At 42.1% G+C, this 18,151-nt stretch carries 22 protein-coding genes; 14 read left to right on the forward strand and 8 right to left on the reverse strand.

Features of this window, described 5'->3' with window-relative positions; translation table 11 throughout:
- Complete coding sequence (locus G6R08_RS17455) at positions 1-1,191, forward strand: DUF2157 domain-containing protein (RefSeq protein WP_163529742.1); 1,191 nt, start codon at positions 1-3, stop codon at positions 1,189-1,191.
- Positions 1,188-1,700, forward strand: coding sequence for a GDYXXLXY domain-containing protein (locus G6R08_RS17460; RefSeq protein ID WP_163529744.1), 513 nt, complete (start codon positions 1,188-1,190; stop codon positions 1,698-1,700). Before G6R08_RS17455 ends, G6R08_RS17460 begins: the two co-directional genes overlap by 4 nt.
- Positions 1,701-1,983: 283 nt before the next feature.
- Here the strand turns inward: G6R08_RS17460 and G6R08_RS17465 are convergent, their stop codons facing one another.
- A complete protein-coding gene (locus G6R08_RS17465) occupies positions 1,984-3,177 on the reverse strand; it encodes an ornithine--oxo-acid transaminase (RefSeq protein ID WP_163529746.1) in 1,194 nt (397 codons plus the stop codon).
- 161 nt (positions 3,178-3,338) lie between these two features.
- On the opposite strand from G6R08_RS17465, the gene G6R08_RS17470 reads away from it, so the two are divergent.
- From G6R08_RS17470 to G6R08_RS17480, 3 genes are all read left to right on the forward strand, one after another.
- Positions 3,339-3,698 (forward strand): YisL family protein, encoded by a 360-nt coding sequence (locus G6R08_RS17470; protein WP_163529748.1) that lies wholly within the window; start codon positions 3,339-3,341, stop codon positions 3,696-3,698.
- A 252-nt stretch (positions 3,699-3,950) separates the two neighbouring features.
- Positions 3,951-5,795 carry an asparagine synthase (glutamine-hydrolyzing) gene (gene asnB, locus G6R08_RS17475; RefSeq protein ID WP_163529750.1) on the forward strand — a complete coding sequence of 615 codons (1,845 nt, stop codon included), beginning with the start codon at positions 3,951-3,953 and terminating at the stop codon, positions 5,793-5,795.
- 764 nt (positions 5,796-6,559) lie between these two features.
- Positions 6,560-8,071 (forward strand): alpha-amylase family glycosyl hydrolase, encoded by a 1,512-nt coding sequence (locus G6R08_RS17480; protein ID WP_163529752.1) that lies wholly within the window; start codon positions 6,560-6,562, stop codon positions 8,069-8,071.
- 57 nt (positions 8,072-8,128) lie between these two features.
- Here G6R08_RS17480 and G6R08_RS17485 read toward each other — a convergent pair whose 3' ends face one another.
- Complete coding sequence (locus G6R08_RS17485) at positions 8,129-8,989, reverse strand: DegV family protein (protein WP_163529754.1); 861 nt, start codon at positions 8,987-8,989, stop codon at positions 8,129-8,131.
- A 187-nt stretch (positions 8,990-9,176) separates the two neighbouring features.
- Here G6R08_RS17485 and G6R08_RS17490 point away from each other — a divergent pair, with 187 nt between their 5' ends.
- Both G6R08_RS17490 and G6R08_RS17495 read left to right on the forward strand, forming a co-directional pair.
- Positions 9,177-10,028 (forward strand): YitT family protein, encoded by an 852-nt coding sequence (locus tag G6R08_RS17490; protein ID WP_163529757.1) that lies wholly within the window; start codon positions 9,177-9,179, stop codon positions 10,026-10,028.
- 131 nt (positions 10,029-10,159) lie between these two features.
- Positions 10,160-10,978, forward strand: a complete 819-nt coding sequence (locus tag G6R08_RS17495) for a BsuPI-related putative proteinase inhibitor (protein ID WP_163529758.1) — start codon at positions 10,160-10,162, stop codon at positions 10,976-10,978.
- Between the two features lie 53 nt (positions 10,979-11,031).
- On the opposite strand, the gene G6R08_RS17500 is transcribed toward G6R08_RS17495, so the two are convergent.
- Positions 11,032-11,295 (reverse strand): NifU N-terminal domain-containing protein, encoded by a 264-nt coding sequence (locus tag G6R08_RS17500; protein WP_163529760.1) that lies wholly within the window; start codon positions 11,293-11,295, stop codon positions 11,032-11,034.
- A 133-nt stretch (positions 11,296-11,428) separates the two neighbouring features.
- Here G6R08_RS17500 and G6R08_RS17505 point away from each other — a divergent pair, with 133 nt between their 5' ends.
- On the forward strand, positions 11,429-12,256 hold the full coding sequence (locus tag G6R08_RS17505) for a DUF2785 domain-containing protein (RefSeq protein ID WP_163529762.1): 828 nt from the start codon (positions 11,429-11,431) through the stop codon (positions 12,254-12,256).
- A gap of 49 nt (positions 12,257-12,305) precedes the next feature.
- Here the strand turns inward: G6R08_RS17505 and G6R08_RS17510 are convergent, their stop codons facing one another.
- The 3 genes from G6R08_RS17510 to G6R08_RS17515 form a co-directional block, all read right to left on the reverse strand.
- A complete protein-coding gene (locus tag G6R08_RS17510; protein WP_163529764.1) occupies positions 12,306-12,518 on the reverse strand; it encodes a DUF3813 family protein in 213 nt (70 codons plus the stop codon).
- A gap of 2 nt (positions 12,519-12,520) precedes the next feature.
- Positions 12,521-12,661: a hypothetical protein gene (locus G6R08_RS22000; protein WP_176142496.1), complete on the reverse strand. Its 141-nt coding sequence runs from the start codon at positions 12,659-12,661 to the stop codon at positions 12,521-12,523.
- A 100-nt stretch (positions 12,662-12,761) separates the two neighbouring features.
- Entirely contained in the window at positions 12,762-13,586 is an 825-nt protein-coding gene (locus G6R08_RS17515; RefSeq protein WP_163529766.1) for a Cof-type HAD-IIB family hydrolase, read from the reverse strand.
- A gap of 191 nt (positions 13,587-13,777) precedes the next feature.
- Here G6R08_RS17515 and G6R08_RS17520 point away from each other — a divergent pair, with 191 nt between their 5' ends.
- The 5 genes from G6R08_RS17520 (at position 13,778) to moaD (ending at position 16,259) form a co-directional block, all read left to right on the forward strand.
- Positions 13,778-14,542 carry an alpha/beta fold hydrolase gene (locus G6R08_RS17520; protein WP_163529768.1) on the forward strand — a complete coding sequence of 255 codons (765 nt, stop codon included), beginning with the start codon at positions 13,778-13,780 and terminating at the stop codon, positions 14,540-14,542.
- 75 nt (positions 14,543-14,617) lie between these two features.
- Positions 14,618-14,929, forward strand: coding sequence for a metal-sulfur cluster assembly factor (locus G6R08_RS17525; RefSeq protein ID WP_079529396.1), 312 nt, complete (start codon positions 14,618-14,620; stop codon positions 14,927-14,929).
- A 115-nt stretch (positions 14,930-15,044) separates the two neighbouring features.
- Positions 15,045-15,569 (forward strand): molybdopterin-guanine dinucleotide biosynthesis protein B, encoded by a 525-nt coding sequence (gene mobB, locus G6R08_RS17530; RefSeq protein WP_240339763.1) that lies wholly within the window; start codon positions 15,045-15,047, stop codon positions 15,567-15,569.
- Positions 15,562-16,029, forward strand: a complete 468-nt coding sequence (locus G6R08_RS17535) for a molybdenum cofactor biosynthesis protein MoaE (protein WP_163529772.1) — start codon at positions 15,562-15,564, stop codon at positions 16,027-16,029. Before mobB ends, G6R08_RS17535 begins: the two co-directional genes overlap by 8 nt.
- Positions 16,026-16,259: a molybdopterin converting factor subunit 1 gene (gene moaD / locus G6R08_RS17540; protein WP_163529774.1), complete on the forward strand. Its 234-nt coding sequence runs from the start codon at positions 16,026-16,028 to the stop codon at positions 16,257-16,259. Before G6R08_RS17535 ends, moaD begins: the two co-directional genes overlap by 4 nt.
- Before the next feature lie 68 nt (positions 16,260-16,327).
- Here the strand turns inward: moaD and G6R08_RS17545 are convergent, their stop codons facing one another.
- Positions 16,328-17,134, reverse strand: coding sequence for an undecaprenyl-diphosphate phosphatase (locus G6R08_RS17545; protein ID WP_163529776.1), 807 nt, complete (start codon positions 17,132-17,134; stop codon positions 16,328-16,330).
- Positions 17,135-17,285: 151 nt separating this feature from the next.
- The gene (locus tag G6R08_RS17550) at positions 17,286-17,459 is read right to left on the reverse strand and encodes a YjzD family protein (protein ID WP_163529778.1); all 174 of its coding nucleotides are present in this window, start codon (positions 17,457-17,459) and stop codon (positions 17,286-17,288) included.
- Between the two features lie 137 nt (positions 17,460-17,596).
- Here G6R08_RS17550 and G6R08_RS17555 point away from each other — a divergent pair, with 137 nt between their 5' ends.
- On the forward strand, positions 17,597-18,148 hold the full coding sequence (locus G6R08_RS17555; RefSeq protein ID WP_163529780.1) for a hypothetical protein: 552 nt from the start codon (positions 17,597-17,599) through the stop codon (positions 18,146-18,148).
- Positions 18,149-18,151 lie beyond the last annotated feature (3 nt).

Below are 18,151 nucleotides of genomic sequence, written 5' to 3' on the forward strand. Positions count from 1 at the left end.
ATGAGACGGATTCAGTTAGAAAAGGAGTCAAAGCATTGGGTACATGATGGCATTATCACAGAACATCAAAGAGACCAAATTCTCAACCGTCATGCTTCACCACAGCACCCATTGTTGTTTACGTTTGCAGCGATTTTCATCGGTCTTGGTTTTTTAACATTTATTGCATCAAACTGGTCCGGCATTCCGGATATGGGAAAACTGTCTATCATCATCGGTTTTTTACTGCTTTTTTCTATTGGAGGCGAGGTCATTTACCGAACCTATTCAAAACCAATGGGACGCAGTCTGTTGCTGCTCGGAATTCTCGTATTCGGAGCAGGCCAGTTTTTAATCGGGCAGATGTACCATTATCACTCCTTTAGTGCTTTACCTTTTTTCATCTGGTCTGCCGCAGCTTTCCTTGTGTTTCTCATATTTTCAGAGCAAAGTTTTTTCATAGCCACCCTTGTGATCTTAACGGTGGGGCAAGTGTATAGCGGATTTGTATATCAGGATTATCATATTGGAATGGGTTGTTTGTTTCTCATTGGATTAGGTTGGTTTGTCTATAAACGGCAGGACCCGATAAGCAGTCTGTTATTTGCGGCGAGCTATTTGATTCAGAGTCTGATTCTGGTTTTCTCTTTACAATTTTCCTATTACTGGCTGATCTTGCTTTTCTTCGCATTGTACATTGTCAGCCACCTCGTACGTGGTCAGTCTCATTTGAAATCGTTTGGCGGCCTCGCTGTTTGGGCGATTTTTATCTTGAATGTATTTCAAGTGTTTCTCTTAGGGCAGGAAAGTGAGCACGTCGAGTATTCAGAGATCTTTTTCCTGATCTGGACCGTGTTCTTTGTTTACGCAGTACTTCAGTCGGCTCTTGAGTCGACGAAGTTTTATTGGATTGACTTAGTCTTGTTTATCCCTGTTTTTCGAATAGGAGCTGGAGATTTCCTTTCTCTATTCATTCTATTTATCTATTCACTTGGCTGGCTGCTGGCTGGGTATAAGCGGGAACGGTCAGAATGGGTAAATAAAGGTACATTTGCTTTTCTCTTCACGACGTTCGTAGCCTATTTTCAACTAGCCTGGGACTTTATGGATCGTTCGCTATTTTTCTTTATTGGCGGTATCCTTCTGTTCTTGCTGAGCTATTTCCTGGAACGTAAGCGACGAGCTATAGGGAAGGAGAGGATAGCGTCATGAAGCGAGTTTACTTCTACATTGTTGTCGGATTACAAGTTTTGTTTCTTGCTGGAATGGCCTATTCTTATTACGCAATGGATGTTTATGGGGAAACTATACGACTGAAAACAGCCCCAGTCGATCCCAGAGATCCTTTCTACGGAGATTACGTCACCTTAAATTATGAAGTAGAACAAATTCCTGAGGAAAAATGGGTAGGTGAATCTCCGGAACGACGTGAGGTCGTACATTTACTGTTGAGTCCAAATGAATCAGGGATCTATGAACTTATTAAAGCCTCTTCTCATTCACTTGCGGTATCTGATGATCAAGTGGTGATCAAAGCGCAGCTTGAGCGGCATAACGAACAACTCAATTTTTATAATGTTAGTATTGGTTTAAACAGGTATTATGTCGAGGAGAATACAGGCAGACAGATTGAGCAGGCAGGAGGGAACCACGAGGTAGAGATTGTTGTAGCGCCGTGGGGACAAAAGAAAATAACAAGCATTGAATCAGTTGACCGTTGATGTAACAAAATATGAAGAGGCTGGGACATAAGTAAAGCAATGATGTTAAAAAAAGAACGATGAAAATTGAATAGTTTACACGCAGATCCTTAGCGTAGTCAAAATACGTAGACTCCAGCGGGAACAGCGCGAGTCGAAGGTCCCGTAGGAAAGCGAAGTGTTTTGATGGAGCGATGGCAGTAACCTTTTCATGCCATACAAATAATCCGAACTGTTGAATTTGTTCGGATTATTTTGTGCTTTATTCAGTTTTGTCCCAGCCTCACTGTAGTAACTTATATTCTTATTTCAAAACCTCTTTGATCTGATCGATCGCCCATTGTAAGTCATCTTTCTCAATTACAAGTGGAGGGGCAAAGCGAATTACATTTTCGTGTGTTTCTTTACATAACAGCCCTTTTTCTTTTAACTTCTCACAGTAAGAACGTGCTGGTTCTGTTAATTCAACCCCGATGAACAATCCTTTTCCGCGCACTTCCTTAATGGCAGGGTTATCGATTTTCTTGAGCTCGTCCATCATATAACGACCAAGCTCAAGTGAACGATCTACTAAATTCTCTTCTTCAATCACATCAAGTGAGGCGACTGACACTGCACAAGCCAGCGGATTTCCGCCAAAGGTAGATCCGTGGGAACCAGGGTTAAAGACGCCGAGTACATCCTTGTTTGCGACCACGCAGGAAATTGGGAAAACACCTCCGCCTAGAGCTTTTCCTAGGATCATCATGTCAGGTGTTACACCTTCCCAGTCACAAGCGAACATTTTGCCGCTTCGTCCTAAACCAGCCTGAATTTCGTCAGCAATATAAAGTACGTTTTCTTTCTCACATACCTCATATGCTTCTTTTAGAAACCCTTCAGGAGGCATGACAATTCCTGCTTCGCCCTGGATAGGTTCGAAAAGGAATCCGGCTGTATTTTCATTAATGGCTTCTTTTAGTGCCTCAATGTCACCGTATGGAATCACTTTGATCCCAGGCAGCATCGGCCCGAAACCGCGTTTATATTCTTCCTCTGAAGATAAAGAAACCGCTGTCATTGTTCGGCCATGGAAGTTTCCTGTGCAGGCAATAATTTCAGCTTTATCTTCGGCAACGCCTTTGACGTCATAAGCCCATCGCCGTGTAGCTTTTATAGCTGTTTCCACTGCTTCTGCCCCAGTGTTCATAGGCAAAGCCATTTCTTTATTCGTCAATTTACAAATTTTTTCATACCATGGTCCAAGTTGATCATTGTGGAAGGCACGTGAAGTCAAAGTGACACGGCCTGCCTGGTCATGGAGCGCCTGGATAATTTTGGGGTGGCGGTGGCCCTGATTCACTGCGGAATAAGCACTCAACATATCCATAAAGCGATTTCCTTCAGGATCTTCTACCCAAACCCCTTCTGCTTTCGCAACTACGATCGGCAGGGGATGATAGTTTTTAGCTCCGTACTCTTGTGTTTGGTCGATGATTTGCTGACTAGATACAGTCATCGTATCCCTCCATTTCAATTAGGCATCAAAATTCATTATAACAGGTTTAATGTAAATTTTCTCACTTATGGAAAAAGTGTTTGAAATGTTTTGTATTAGGAAAAGAAATGTATAAAGTGGTATGATGATTTTGAAAGTGATGTAAAAAGGAGGGAAAACAAATGGCACATTTACATATTACCTCATGGGTAATTGCCTTTGTTTTAGTAGGACTTGTAACGACATTTACTAGAAGTGGAAATGAAAAAGCGGCGAAAATCTCCCATATGATTTTGCGACTGGACTATTTATTGGTTCTTTACTCAGGTGGTTCACTTTTTGCAGCCTACGCCAACTATAATGCACTCGTTATTGTTAAACTGCTAGTCGGTTTGTGGGTGATCACAGCAATGGAAATGGTTTGCATTAAGTACAAGAAGAAAAAGCCTGCAAGTGGATGGTGGACACAGCTTATTATTGCTGCGGTTATCGCCCTGATCCTCGGTTTCGGTTTCTTAGAATTAGGGCTTTTGCCTGCCTAATATAAAAAATTCCTGCATGCCTGTTGGCATGCAGGAATTTTTTTGAAAAAGGGGTTTTATAATTGGTTTGGAACAAATACCCGGAATTTGGGGGACGGGTTATTATTATTCTCAACAATAATGATAATCATTCTCAATAGAAATGTCAAGCTTTTTTCATCACAACCAGCCATTTCATCATATATTGCTATATGGTGCTTTTTTCTGCGTTTTATTGGTTTGCGTCTTTCTGATGAAAAGGATGGTGGTTAAATGTGTGGAATTGTAGGTTGGATTGATTTTCATGAAAAAGAAGGGAATAAGAGAGAAACGATCAACAAGATGGCGAAAACACTTGCTCATCGTGGACCTGACGAGCATCAAAATTGGGTGAAAGGTCCCGCTGTATTTGGGCACAGGCGCCTCGTTGTTGTTGATCCTGCCGGGGGAACACAGCCCATGGTTCGTAAGGCGAATGGAGAAGAATATGTGTTGTGTTATAACGGTGAATTGTATAACACAGACGAGGTAAGAGAGCGATTAAAGGTTAAAGGATGGACGTTCCAATCCCATTCAGATACCGAGGTTGTACTCGTGAGCTATATGCAGTGGGGAAGTCAGTGTGTCGAGCAATTAAATGGAATCTTTGCGTTTAGCATATGGGAGTCAAAAAAGTCGAAACTGTTTATAGCCAGAGACCGTCTTGGAGTAAAGCCGCTGTTCTTCAGTGAGCACCAAGGTGGACTTCTGTTTGCTTCAGAAATAAAAGCGATTTTGGCTCACCCTGCTATTGAAGCTAGTATTTCAGCAGAAGGGGTGCATGAGATTTTGGCTTTAGGCCCATCTCGCACACCGGGTCATGGCATTTTTGATGGTATACATGAACTGCGTCCGGGCCATAGTGCCGTTTTTGAACAAGGGAAACTGACCATCCATCGCTATTGGAATGTGAAAAGTGAAAAGCATACTGATTCGTGGCCGGAGACAGTGGAGCGTGTACGGGAGTTGTTCACCGATGCGGTAGAACGTCAACTTGTCAGTGATGTGAAACTTGGCACATTCCTGTCCGGCGGGGTGGATTCGAGCGCCATTACGGCGATTGCCGCTGATCATTATCAAAAAAATAAAAAAGGTGCATTGCAGACGTATTCGATTGATTACGAGGAGCAAGAGAAGTTTTTCGAGAAGAACGCCTTTCAACCAGATCGGGATAGTGAATATATAAAGCTAATCAGTGATCAAAACAAAACCCATCATATGACGATGGAGGCAAGTGTGGAAGATCTCATTACAAAGCTTTCAAAAGCCGTGGAGTTTCGCGATCTGCCTGGGATGGCGGACGTAGACTCGTCTTTGCTTTGGTTTTGTGAGGAAATTAAAAATCATGTCACCGTGGCTCTCTCAGGGGAATGTGCCGACGAGATCTTCGGCGGATATCCCTGGTTTTATCGGAAAGAGGATCGCGACCGGAAAGGGTTTCCTTGGATTCGATCTCTACATGAACGAAACCAGCTCGTTCGTGATGATTTAAAAAAGGACATCAATATTGAGCAATACATGATGAGACGGTATCAGGAAAGTATTGATGAAACCCCGCTTCTTTATGGGGAAAGTGCAATCGATGCTAAACAAAGACAGTTGTTTTATTTAAATATGAACTGGTTTATGCAAACATTATTGGAACGAAAGGACCGGATGAGTATGGGGGCTAGCTTGGAAGTCCGTGTTCCGTTCAGCGATCACCGTCTTGTGGAGTATGCCTACAATATCCCGTGGAAGATGAAACATTACGGCGATTTGGAGAAAGGATTACTGCGCGAAGCTTTACGGGGAATTTTGCCGGATAAAGTATTGTTTAGAAAGAAAAATCCTTACCCAAAAACATTTCATCCTCAATACACATCTGGGGTGAAGGAGTGGATGAAGGAGATTATTGCTGATTCCCAATCTCCATTGTTTGATCTTTTTGAGCGCAATCAAATCATCAATTTGAATGATTCAGGGGGGACGTCGCTAAATACGCCCTGGTTTGGCCAGCTGATGGCGGGACCACAATTGATTGCTTATTTATGTCAAATCAACCATTGGCTGAAGGCTTACCATATTCAGATAAAGTAGTAGAATCCACTTCATAATTGCTCTTATAAAACGACAACTCTTTTCCGAATAAATTCGAAATGGGCTTTTATCCAGCAGATCTTAGTTTCGGTTTATAAAAGAGTTGATTCCTATCTATCAGTGATGCCCTACAATCGATCCTTCATCCTGAAGACTCAGCATCGAGACACTTAGGCTCTTTACGGTATGAGGGCTCAGATTGGCTGGGAAATGACTCGCTTTCCCGCGGGAGTCTCACCGTTTCCCAGCCAACCCATCTGTTCTGTGATGAACGGAGCCATTTGTTTTCCGAATGAGTCTTCAATGTGCAGAGGGTTTTATTCATCTTGATGTGGCATAATAATCTTGTCATAGAGAGAGTTTCATTTCTCTCATAAGTAGTTATTTTATGTTTTGGCTACTGTGAACCTGGTGTGTTTCCGTTCTTCTCACAAACACAAGGAGGTCTGGGAAATTGCGAGACTCCTGTGGGATGAACATGATAGGTGAGACCCCAGAGGACGGAGTCCGAGGAGGCTCAACGCATGCCCACGGAAAGCGAGTGATTTCCCGGACCTCCTTCTCTATCCAAGGGAACGGAAACATATCTACCTACAAATATTTCAGAATCGAGTATTCAAGATTACTACCCTTAAATTAATTAATTAGTGAAAAATCTGCACAAATGCGTGCGGATTTTTTTATGGAGAAATTTGACGGGTGAGAGGCAAAAGGATACGCTTAAAGGCGGATATCATTTTACTAAAATAGATGGGGGAACGGCGATGAGAAAACTAACAACGATTCTCATGATCATCCCGTTTCTTCTTTTTGGCGCGCTTACGACGGACGCTGCTGAAAAAGAAGAGCGAACTTGGCAAGGAGAAAGCGTCTATCATATAATGGTAGATCGATTTATGAACGGCAGTAACAGCAATGACCACAATGTTGATCCGAAAGACCCGAAAGCTTATCATGGCGGGGATTTACAAGGGGGTATCGAGAAACTCGATTATATTAAGAAAATGGGGTTTACGACCATTTCTCTGTCGCCGATTATGGCGAATGAGTCAGGCGGATTTCATGGCCACTGGGTGGAAGATTTTACGTCGGTAGAGGACCATTTTGGCACATTAGCGGATGCCAAACGGCTGGTGGAAGAAGTACATAAGCGCGATATGAAAATTTTATTTGAATTTATCGTCAATAATACGGGTCAGCAGCACCCGTGGTTGGACGATCCAGAAAAGGAAGATTGGTTTCACGAGGGGGCATCAGAAGGTCAACAAGGCTGGAAGTCAGAGCTGCCTGATTTGAACACAGCGAACCCGGATGTGAAACAGTATTTATTTGAAACTGCTGAATTTTGGATCAATGAGACAGGTGTAGACGGTTTCCGATTAGACAGTGCAGGTGAGGTTTCTAAAGATTTCTGGAGTGACTTTTCTCAGCATGTGAAGTCGATCGATCAGGACTTCTTTTTACTGGGAGAAGTACAAAGCCGTGATTTTCAAAGTATTGCCGAATACCAATCAACTGGGATCGATGCTTTTGTGAATCTTCCGTTTTACCACACAGCATCCGAAACCTTCAAACAAGCGGGACAGCCATTGGATGAATTGTACTCCGTTTGGGAACGAAGCAAACAAGTTGGCGATCCAAAACTGATGGTGAACTTTCTTGATTATGCAGGAAGTGAACGGTTTACGAGAAAGGCTGTTGAAGCGGGGCACAATCCGATCACACGCTGGAAATTAGGGTTAACTTATTTGTTTACTTCTCCTGGAATTCCTTCCGTGTTGTATGGTTCAGAAATTCCCCTTGATGGTGCTGAACCGCCAGCTAATTTAGGGATGATGAATTTTAAAGTTCAGAATGAGGAGCTTAACCATTATCTTGAAAAATTGAATTCGATTCGAAAAGAATTTCCAGCGATCGCAAAGGGAAACTTTATCGAGCTGTATAATCAGGATGGCTTAGCTGTATTCAAGAGAACTTATAAGGACGAAACGATGGTGATCGCGATTAATAATTCGACAGAAACGAGAGTCGCCAATTTGACCAACCTGCCTGAAGACATGCAAATGCGAGGTCTGATGCTTGATGGCCTTGTCCGCCCATCCGATCAAGGAGTGTACAAACTGGGAATGGAACGCGAAACGGCAGATGTTTTTGTGATAGAACCTAACGACGGGCTCAACTGGGCATTTATCGGCTTTGCAGGAGGAATCTTCCTGCTATTTGTTGTCGGAGTTATTGTCGTTAGTGTAAAAAATAAGCGGAGCAATGAGTCATAAGGGCATGCGGTTTTAGAAAAAAGAAACATCAACTGAATTCAGTCGATGTTTCTTTTTCTATTTAGGAGGGGCGTTTAAAAAGAACAAGGCGATTGTTCCTGGGCCAGCATGGGCGCCAATCACGGCACCGATCATGTCAATTTCCACTTGGGTGGCTCCGCATTCGGATTTGATTAAATCAGCCAGTTTTTCAGCCGTCTCAATATTATCCCCGTGACTGATGGCAATCCGCTGCTGCTCTAATTGCTGACCTCTTTCCTGCATAACTTCGACCATCCGCTTTAAAACTTTCTTGGAGCCGCGGATCTTTTCTAAAGGAATCAGTTTCCCGTCTTCTACGTGTAGGAGAGGTTTTATTTTTAAGAGACTGCCGACAAAGGCGGCCGTTTTGCTGACGCGACCGCCGCGATATAAATATTCGAGATCATCAACGGTGAAAATATGTTCCATATGTTCGATATAGTAGTTGCTCACTTCGATAATGTCATCGAAGGATCCGCCATTCTCTGCTAACTCAGCTGCTCTGATGGCAATTAGACCGTAGCCTAAGGAAGCAGCTTTTGTATCAATGACTTCAAACTGGGCGTCAGGATACTCTTCTTTGATTTCTTGTTCAATCATCTTGGCCGTTTGATATGTGCCTGAGAGCTCTGAGGAGAGGGCATAATAAATGAATGGCTGATGGCTCTCAACATATTTCAGGAAGGTTTCCCGGAATAAGTTTGGTGAAACTTGCGAAGTCTTCGGGGCTTCCCCTTCTTTCATTAACTTATAAACCTCTTTAGGGGTAATGGTTTGTCCGTCTTGAAATTCCTGGTCCCCAATGGTTACACCGAGAGAAACTCGATCCAGATTATAGTTATGTAATGTTTCTTCCGACAGATCACTGGCTGAGTCACATAGAATTTGAATCCTCATGTTTATCACCTGCATTCTTTTAATTTTGTTATGTTAAGTTTAGAGTGAAGAACCTGGTTAGTCAAAGTATATTCAAAAAGATGGGATTATTGACGTTCTTTTATGGGAATCCATAAATAAAGGCTTGATTTTAGTTCGTACCGGTGATAAAACAGAATAGTGTTATACGAATGGTAAGGAGGCTGCTATGTTTTCATTTGAATCTAGAAGAATCATAATTGTTATTTTTGGGGCAGTGCTGAATGCGATCTCACTTAACCTCTTTTTAATTGAAGCAAATGTATATGCGAGTGGATTTACCGGGGTAGCCCAGTTAATGACAAGTATTCTTCAAGACTTTTTTAACGTATCCATTGTCAGTACTGGTCTTATTTTATTTATACTTAATATACCTGTTGCCATCCTCGGATGGTTCAAAGTTGGAAAAGGGTTTACGGTTTACAGTGTCATCTCTGTAGCCTTTACAACTCTTTTTCTTGAACTTATTCCGGTGATGCAACTGTCCGAAGATATCATCTTGAACGCTGTATTTGGCGGTGTAATTGGTGGTGTTGGTGTTGGAATCACGCTAAAATGGGGTGCTTCTACTGGCGGTCTGGATATTATTGCGATGATTTTATCGCGAATGAAGGATCGGCCGATTGGAATTTACTTCCTGATTATCAACAGTGTGATTATTGCGGTAGCCGGTTTTTTATATTTACCGGAAAATGCTTTGTATACACTTTTAACACTTTATGTAACAACTCGTGTGATCGATGCTGTTCATACACGTCATGAGAAGCTGACAGCGATGATTATTACGACACAAGCTGCAGATTTAGAAAAAGCTATTCATGGTAAAATGGTAAGAGGGATTACGACCTTACCTGCAAAAGGGGCATTTACCCAGCAGGACAAGAATATGCTTGTAATGGTTATTACAAGGTATGAGTTGTATGATTTGCAGCACATTATTACAGAGGTAGATCCTCAAGCTTTTACTAATATTGTGCAGACGACCGGCATATTTGGCTTTTTTAGAAAAGATGACAAATAGTTGTATGGGAATACCAAAAGGATGTGATGACGCTGAAGAAGCTGTCGCCGATCATGATAGGACTTATGATCATATTGTTAGTGGCATGCTCAGACTCAAATTCGGAATCTACTTCAGGTGGGGATGAGGAAATGAACAAAAAGGACCAACCCGTTGGAAATGAAGCTCCACAGTACAATGTGATACCTTTCATTGAACAACTTGCGTTTGATGCAAGCGTAAAAGCGGATGAAAATCAAGTTAATGTCCAATTCTCGTTAACGAATGAAGCAGATGAAGCGGTGATTCTCGGGTTCAGCTCCAGTCAATTGTATGAAATCACCATTGTGAACGAGGCGGGGGAAACGGTCTATAAATATTCTGAGGGTCAAATGTTTGCCCAGAGTCTGACAACGAAAGAACTGCAGCCTGGTGATAAGCTTGAAGCTGAGGAGCTAGTGGAGAAAGAATTGCCTGATGGCCAATATGAAGTGAGGATGACGTTTTTAGTGGCCACGATCAATGATCAGCCTCTTGAATCTCGTCCTTTTCAAATTACGAAGCCCTTTGCGATAGGGGAAGAAGTTGAATCAAATCCTGACACTGGTCCGGAACAGGAAGCTGCGAATGAGAATTCCTCCCAAGCCGGGGTAAGCCTTGATATGGTCGGTGAGGTTTTTCGTAATTTTACATTAACAGGTGAAAATGGACAGTATAAAGTAACGGGTGAAGCCAATGTTCGTGAGGGGAAGTTTTATTATAGCGTAGATGATGGACATAATGTGCTGGTCGAGAGCAAGGCCGTTGAAGTAGAAAAGGCAGCGCCGGATTGGTCTGAGTTTACGATTCAAATGGACATACCTAAAGATAAGCTTCCAGAACAAGGCGCACTCGTCATGACGATTTATCAATTGGATGAAAACGGTCAGCCTGTTAACCTAAACTATGTTCCTTTAGAAAATTTTGGATAAATGGATAAAGCAAAAGGCTGAGATGTTGGATTCAACGTCTCAGCCTTGCTTGTTTAAAAACCTTTTTCTGTAAGCAGCCCTTCTACTTTAGGTGTCAGAGCTTCCCAATCTGCATCAGGTAATTTATTTACTGTAATGAAGTTCTGAAAGCCAAATACATTATCGACACCCTCAAGTGCCATTAATTCATTCATTACATCATAATCACTGGTTTGTCCGGGCATCACAGATACACTGCCGTCCCCTTTAAAAATAAGAGAATCAGTTGTGAATTTGCGTGCATTCGGGTTCGGTGTTTCTTCAACTTTGATCGCCATAAAAAAGTCCCTCCCTTACTACTTGTCTCACTTATTTTAGCAGAAAAATCTCTTGCACAAAACTGACAGCATTATGTTTGCGTATATTATTAGGCTTTATGGTACAATGAGATCACTTTAAGGGAGGGGTTAAATGGAGACAAAATTGATAGACGTGCTTCAACCCATCAAGGACAATGATTTTACATTGCCTGAGGGGAAGAGCCTGCAAGAACTTACAACTTTGATGCTTCAAAGGATTGGCACTGTTCATCCTGTTCTTCGTGATGACTTGATCCATGAGATTATTACGGCCTTCATTGAACGTGGCCACTATAACAATGAACAGGTAAAGAATATTTTACAATCCGTTTTAAATAAAAATTACTTATTTTATCGAATCGGGAACTCGAAGAAGGAAGAAGACGCTGTCTTTAAAAGAAGTTTCTCTGTTCTGCTCATCCCGCCGATCATGAAGCGGCACCGTGAACACCCGTTTCTAAAGGAAGAAGAGGTACACAGGGTATGGGAAAATTTAAAAAAATATATGCAGCAGGAATCGGATCATAGGGGATATGTCCCTGGCAAGGGATGGGCCCATGCAATGGCCCACGCCGCAGATGCCCTTGATAGTGTGGCTGCCTGTGATGAAATTACCTCAGAGGAAGTCAAACAGATGCTTCCCATTATTCGAACACAATTTTTAATTGACCAGCCTTATTTATTTGATGAAGAGGAACGGATGGTTACGGCGATCTTAACGATGTTTAAAAAAATCGAGCGTCAGGAACGTCTGGAATGGGTGGAGACGCTGCTCTATATACGCGAGAGCTGGGATAATCCAAATGAGGATATTATCATTAATAACTGCAAACATTTATTACGTGCTCTTTATTTCAGAGTCCTTGAAGGGGACCACGATCAACTGCGTCATGTCGTAGAAAACCTGCTTCGTGAATTACGGAAGCAGGAGGCCTACTAAATACAAAAAAGGACCAAACCTGTAAAAAGGTCTGGTCCTTTTTGAATCGTTAACGCATGTTCTGGTGATCGTTGTCCAGCTGCTGTTCTAACTGCTGTAGCTGTTGTTTCTCCTGTTGAGAACATTGGCTATATGCAGATTGAATCGCTTGCTTGGCTGCTTGCATATCTTGCGCATTCGCAGTATGACCACCATTTTGGCGTCTGTTTTGTGTGAAACGGCTAACAGCTTGTTTGGCATTCTCAAATAAGGAATTTTCCATTTTTAAAAGCCTCCTACTGTGTGCTGGTCAGCTTCGATTTCCTTACGCTTAGCGTCAGTCAGCCTCTGGGGCTCCATTTGACTCTCATCAAACGGTTTAACTTCTACCCAGCGTTTTTCTTCATTTTGCTTTTTCTTATCCATGACAAGTCCCTCCTGTCACTAAAAAAAGCCTGAACGCTTTCTTTCGCGTCCAAGCTTAGTATGGCTTGATCCTCTATGACTACTCTAGGTAAAAATTAACTTACATTGCTTTCGTTCTCAACTGCAGGTAGTCACCTAAAAACTCTGCGATGCCATTGTTCTCATTCGTCCCCGCTACGTGATTGGCTCTGTTTTTCAGCTCATCAATCGCATTCCCCATCGCTACACCAACACCTGCATATTCAATCATTTCAAAGTCATTGTCTTCATCTCCAAATGCGATAATGCGATCTTGGGGAATATGAAAGTAATGAGAAATTTTTTCTAAACCAACTGCTTTGTTCATGCCGGCACGGACGATCTCAATAACATGCCATGGCGCTCCCCACTTCCTATGTTCAATAATGGAGGCATGCACATCCAGTTCGTCACGTAAGGCTTGAATTTTATCTTCTTCCGGATGAATAAGCAAGGAAGTCGGGTCTTCCGTTAGGTTGGCTTGCAAACGTCCAATGGTAATCGGGTTATCATCTGTCGTATGGAAAATTTCCATGATCTCTTCATCGTGCTGATCCAAATAGACGTCATCCATTACTTCGGCCAGAATGTTTTTTACACCAAGTTCGTGACAAGTATGAATAATCTTATGAGCAGTACGAACAGATAACGGTGAGTGCAAGGCATCCCATCGTTCATCTTTCGGGTGGTGAATTAAGGCACCGTTAAAGTTAACCATCGGAGTATTTAATCCCAGCTCATGATAAAAATCAATACTGGCCCGATGCGGTCGCCCTGTTGCGATGCATACGATATGTCCTTGTTCGATCGCGGTAAGGACCATCGCTTTCGTCTTTGGACTTATTGTTTTCTCATCTGTCAGTAACGTTCCATCTAAATCAAGTGCAATCAAGTGCTGTTTCGTCATTTTTCTTCACCTCATTTATGTATCGTCAAGTGTAGCGAGTATAAAGGTCATATGTAAACAAATACTATCACGAATACCTAATACTTTCCAAGTAAACATACACAGTGTTACGATTATATATAGTGTACACCATAATTATTAGCCTAATCTTAACAGAAGGTAAAGAATCAACCAGAAAGGATTCGAGCATAATGATTAGCATCTATCGAGAACGTTATAAGGAAATTCCAGTGCTGGTAATTATAGAGGATAGGAAGAAAGACGAAGCCTTGCCTGTGTTTACATATTTCCACGGCTTTACATCTGCCAAAGAGCATAATCTTCCGCAAGCTTATTTGCTGGCTGAAAGAGGATATCGTGTCATTTTGCCCGACAGTCTCTATCATGGCGAAAGAGAGAATGGGATTTCCAAACACGCATTAAATTTTAAATTTTGGGATATTGTGCATCAAAATTTAAACGATTTACAAGCTATAAAAGAGGAACTTGACCATCGAAATCTTATTAAAGACCGTCGATTTGGAGTGGGGGGAACGTCAATGGGCGGTGTCACTACAAGCGCAGCCTTAACCCTTTATCCGTGGATTCAATCGGCTGCTGTAATGATGGGTTCACCTAAACTTGTCGACTTTGCCAAAAAGTTAATCCAAGACGTCGAAAAGACGGGGATTGAGCTGCCGATTGGCGGGGAAGAATTGCATCAGCTCTATCAATCGCTGGAAACCATCGATTTATCTACACAAATGGACAAGCTGCAAGACCGTCCATTATTTTTCTGGCATGGTGATGCTGATCCCGTTGTACCATTTGAGCATTCGTATGATTTCTATAATCAGGCAGTTGAATATTATAGGAATCCTGAGAATATACAATTTCTTCGCGAAGCTGGCCGTGACCATAAGGTAAGCCGTTTTGCCATTAAAGAGATGGTGAACTGGATCGAAATTGTTCTCTAGCAAGGTTTAGTGGTTTAATCTTTGTGAAAATATGTTTATAATAAAGTATGAATTTATGTGAAGGGGGAAGTATTTGTGGATACAGCACTTGAAGAAAATATCATGGGTGCCCTGGAGAATGTGATTGACCCTGAACTTGGGATTGATATCGTAAATCTCGGCCTCGTTTATGGTGCCGACATGGATGATAATGGAAATACAACTGTAACAATGACATTAACTGCAATGGGCTGCCCTTTGGCAGGTCACATCGAACAAGATGTGAAACGAGTCCTTGCTGATCTTCCAGAGGTAAACGAAATAACCGTTAATATCGTTTGGAATCCGCCTTGGACAAAAGACCGTATGAGCCGTTATGCAAAAATAGCTCTCGGTATTCCGGATTGATTTAGAAGGAATACCCCTGCCCTTAAAAGGCAGGGGTTTTTTTCATATGAATAAAAACGCATATGGCAACGTTGAACGACTCTACGCACGCACGAGGAAAAAAGGATGAATGCTCATGACACAGGCGCCAATTTTTCAAATTGTTGGTTATAAAAATAGTGGGAAGACCACGGTTTTATGCTCCCTCATTGAATATGGTTCTTCAATGGGGGATCAAGTAGCCTCTATTAAACGGCACGGTCATCCCCAACCGCTTGAACCGATGCATGACCATACGGATAGTTATCGATTGCAAAAAGCTGGGTCCTTTTTAACAGGAGTGGACAGTGCTAAGAGCTTTCAATTAGAGGTTAATCATAAACAAGTTATGCCGCTTGAGCGGCTGATTACCCTTTATCAATCCTTCAGCCCTGACTTGATCATGATAGAAGGTTATAAAAAAGCACCCTTCAAAAAAGCAGTGATTATAAAGGACGAAACAGATCTTTCTTTACTGGAGCTAGATCAGGTTGCCTTTGTTTTGACTTGGAATGAAGAGTGGACAAGACATCTCGATGTGCCAGTCTATACGATGGAGCAATGGAAACAATCGATTGCGTCTATTTATGAGATCATAAAGAGGAGGGAAGAGAATGAGTAAGCCGTTTTGGATAACCGATGAACCCATTTCAGTAGAAGAGGTCGTCCAGCTTGTTTCACGGCGTGAAGCGGGAGCGATCAATACGTTTATTGGGACAGTGCGGGAATTTACATATGGAAGGCAAACGCTTCACCTTGAATATCAAGCGTATCGTTCCATGGCTGAAAAGAAACTTGAGCAATTAGGTATGGAAATCGAAGAACGCTGGCCGGATGCGAAAGCAGCTATCGTCCACCGAATTGGCCGCTTAGATATAGAAGATGTTGCGGTCGTCATTGCTGTTTCGACACCGCATCGAGCGGATTCTTATGAAGCAAGCCGCTATGCTATCGAGAGAATTAAAGAGATGGTTCCAATTTGGAAAAAAGAGCACTGGGAAGATGGGGATGCCTGGATCGGCGATCAAACAGAAACGAACCCATACCCTGAAGGCGCACCGCAAAAGGAGGATTTGAAATGAATCGAATTTTATTATTTGCTGGATTGCAAGAGAAGGCGGGACAGGAAAGTATTGAGTTGGAGGCAGCAGGGCAAACAATTGAAGAAATCAAGAAGAAGATCGGACAGCGCTATCAGCTTGATCGTCTCCATGAAGCTATGACGGCGGTTAACGAGGAGTATGCAGGCAACGATCACAAAATTGTTGATGGAGATGTGATTGCTTTCATCCCGCCTGTAAGCGGAGGATAATGAAATAAAGCGCACACGATAAATAAGGAGAAAGCAGCTGTAATTCAGCCTGCTTTCTCCTTTTCACGTTAAAGGAAAATCAATACCAATCCTCCGACGATAAAACAATAGATCGCGAAGTATTTTAAGTTTCCTTGGGCCATAATGTTCATGAACCATTTCAATGAAATGTAAGAAGCAAAAATCGAGCCGATAAAGGCTAACAGATAAGGCAGCCAAAGGGTTGAAAGGTCGTCCCCCATTAAATCGCCTACTGATAAAAGCATCGTTCCTAAACTAACCGGAACATAGAGTAGGAAGGAGAACCGCAGTGCCGTTTGCTGTTTCATGCCGATCAGCATGGCGGCGACGATTGTAGCCCCTGACCGGCTGATGCCTGGAACTAATGCGACAGCCTGAGCCAAACCAACGATTAAGGCATCTTTCCATGTTATCATTCCATCGTTTTTGACACCGCGGATATTACGGATAATCCAAAGCGCGAACCCGGTGATAATTAAAGCAATCGCAACGACTTCGACCGTTTTTAATCGATCAAATACATCTTTAAATAATATACCCAGGACACCCGCTGGCACGGTCCCAATGATCAAGTAAAGCACAAAGTCAAAATCATCCTTTTGCCGAGAATCCTTGGTAATCAAATAACCGATTCCATTTTTAAATAAGCGGACGATATCATCCCAATAGATCATAAGGACGGCAATGAGCGATCCGAAATTCACGAGTACTAAAAAGCCGAATCCCTCAATTTCCAAGTTCATCAAATGTTGCACAATGACAAGGTGGCCACTCGACGAAATCGGGATTGGTTCTGTAATCCCCTGGAATAATCCGAGAAACAAATACTTTAATATTAGAAAAAATTCTTGCATGTATGTATCCTCCTTAGTCAGCAAAAAGGGAAAAGCATATAACTAGCTGCTCATCCTTTATAGAGAGGCCTGTGGCCGCCCATTCCCATATTATACAATAAAAAAACGCTGCTTATAATAGTACATAAGCAGCAGCGTTTTCCCGAACTATTTAAGCCTCTTCTTTAATTAAACCTTCACCTAGCGCAAAAGCTGTTCCACTGAACACAATCGTCATTACAACCGTTTGAAGGAAAGAAAAATCCGATCCCGTCATATTACTAATGACATATGCAGTCATTAGGCTTAATAGGAAAGCCCAAACCACTGTCCACACATAACGCATAATAGTCACCTCATTTTTTAGACAATCTTTATTCATCTTATCAGAATCTTGCTGAAAAATAAATATAGAATCGCTTAATTAAGCATGAGGCGAGCCGTTGTCGAATAAAATGTTAGGTGAGAAGGGGGATTACAGACATGGCATCTGTTTTATATAATTGTTTTCACTGGATTGGGTATCATTGCATCCAGCACTTGCTTCAGGAGGGGAAAGAAGTTGTAGGGATTGACAAAATAGATACGGCGCTAAAAGAACATTTGTATATGAATGTCGGCAGGAACAGTAATTTTCAACATTTTAATACAGCGGAGGACCGCGAAAATCATAGTCATCATTCCGATGAGGACCAACGCCTTTACATTTATAATGATATGATCGAATTTTGCCCGAAAGGCAGAACGTCGAATCGTTTGTGTGTGGAGCTTCCTGTCTTATTTGGAGAATGGATGGATATCGAGGCAGATACGTATGAAGAATTTTACGAGAACATGGAAAAGTCAAGAGCAGTTTATGTAGGTGATTATCTTCAGAAAATATTTCATTACGTTCGTAACGGTGATGTGCTGCAATTAAACGAAAAACGGTTTTCACGAGGATCTTTAGCAGGGGTGAAGGATCAACAAAACTTGGAAAATGTATGGAAAACGTATCAGCAATATAAAGAAACCGTAGATCACTTTACGTTCTAAGAA

The organism is Halobacillus ihumii, from assembly GCF_902726645.1.
Taxonomy (GTDB): domain Bacteria; phylum Bacillota; class Bacilli; order Bacillales; family Halobacillaceae; genus Halobacillus_A; species Halobacillus_A ihumii.

What these genes read in the sequence shown, in the direction of transcription:
- G6R08_RS17455 (WP_163529742.1), top strand. Translation starts at nt 1, where the DNA reads ATGAGACGGATTCAGTTAGAAAAGGAGTCAAAGCATTGGGTACATGAT.
- G6R08_RS17460 (WP_163529744.1), top strand. Translation starts at nt 1,188, where the DNA reads ATGAAGCGAGTTTACTTCTACATTGTTGTCGGATTACAAGTTTTGTTT.
- G6R08_RS17465 (WP_163529746.1), bottom strand. Translation starts at nt 3,177, where the DNA reads ATGACTGTATCTAGTCAGCAAATCATCGACCAAACACAAGAGTACGGA.
- G6R08_RS17470 (WP_163529748.1), top strand. Translation starts at nt 3,339, where the DNA reads ATGGCACATTTACATATTACCTCATGGGTAATTGCCTTTGTTTTAGTA.
- asnB (WP_163529750.1), top strand. Translation starts at nt 3,951, where the DNA reads ATGTGTGGAATTGTAGGTTGGATTGATTTTCATGAAAAAGAAGGGAAT.
- G6R08_RS17480 (WP_163529752.1), top strand. Translation starts at nt 6,560, where the DNA reads ATGAGAAAACTAACAACGATTCTCATGATCATCCCGTTTCTTCTTTTT.
- G6R08_RS17485 (WP_163529754.1), bottom strand. Translation starts at nt 8,989, where the DNA reads ATGAGGATTCAAATTCTATGTGACTCAGCCAGTGATCTGTCGGAAGAA.
- G6R08_RS17490 (WP_163529757.1), top strand. Translation starts at nt 9,177, where the DNA reads ATGTTTTCATTTGAATCTAGAAGAATCATAATTGTTATTTTTGGGGCA.
- G6R08_RS17495 (WP_163529758.1), top strand. Translation starts at nt 10,160, where the DNA reads ATGAACAAAAAGGACCAACCCGTTGGAAATGAAGCTCCACAGTACAAT.
- G6R08_RS17500 (WP_163529760.1), bottom strand. Translation starts at nt 11,295, where the DNA reads ATGGCGATCAAAGTTGAAGAAACACCGAACCCGAATGCACGCAAATTC.
- G6R08_RS17505 (WP_163529762.1), top strand. Translation starts at nt 11,429, where the DNA reads ATGGAGACAAAATTGATAGACGTGCTTCAACCCATCAAGGACAATGAT.
- G6R08_RS17510 (WP_163529764.1), bottom strand. Translation starts at nt 12,518, where the DNA reads ATGGAAAATTCCTTATTTGAGAATGCCAAACAAGCTGTTAGCCGTTTC.
- G6R08_RS22000 (WP_176142496.1), bottom strand. Translation starts at nt 12,661, where the DNA reads ATGGATAAGAAAAAGCAAAATGAAGAAAAACGCTGGGTAGAAGTTAAA.
- G6R08_RS17515 (WP_163529766.1), bottom strand. Translation starts at nt 13,586, where the DNA reads ATGACGAAACAGCACTTGATTGCACTTGATTTAGATGGAACGTTACTG.
- G6R08_RS17520 (WP_163529768.1), top strand. Translation starts at nt 13,778, where the DNA reads ATGATTAGCATCTATCGAGAACGTTATAAGGAAATTCCAGTGCTGGTA.
- mobB (WP_240339763.1), top strand. Translation starts at nt 15,045, where the DNA reads ATGACACAGGCGCCAATTTTTCAAATTGTTGGTTATAAAAATAGTGGG.
- G6R08_RS17535 (WP_163529772.1), top strand. Translation starts at nt 15,562, where the DNA reads ATGAGTAAGCCGTTTTGGATAACCGATGAACCCATTTCAGTAGAAGAG.
- moaD (WP_163529774.1), top strand. Translation starts at nt 16,026, where the DNA reads ATGAATCGAATTTTATTATTTGCTGGATTGCAAGAGAAGGCGGGACAG.
- G6R08_RS17545 (WP_163529776.1), bottom strand. Translation starts at nt 17,134, where the DNA reads ATGCAAGAATTTTTTCTAATATTAAAGTATTTGTTTCTCGGATTATTC.
- G6R08_RS17550 (WP_163529778.1), bottom strand. Translation starts at nt 17,459, where the DNA reads ATGCGTTATGTGTGGACAGTGGTTTGGGCTTTCCTATTAAGCCTAATG.
- G6R08_RS17555 (WP_163529780.1), top strand. Translation starts at nt 17,597, where the DNA reads ATGGCATCTGTTTTATATAATTGTTTTCACTGGATTGGGTATCATTGC.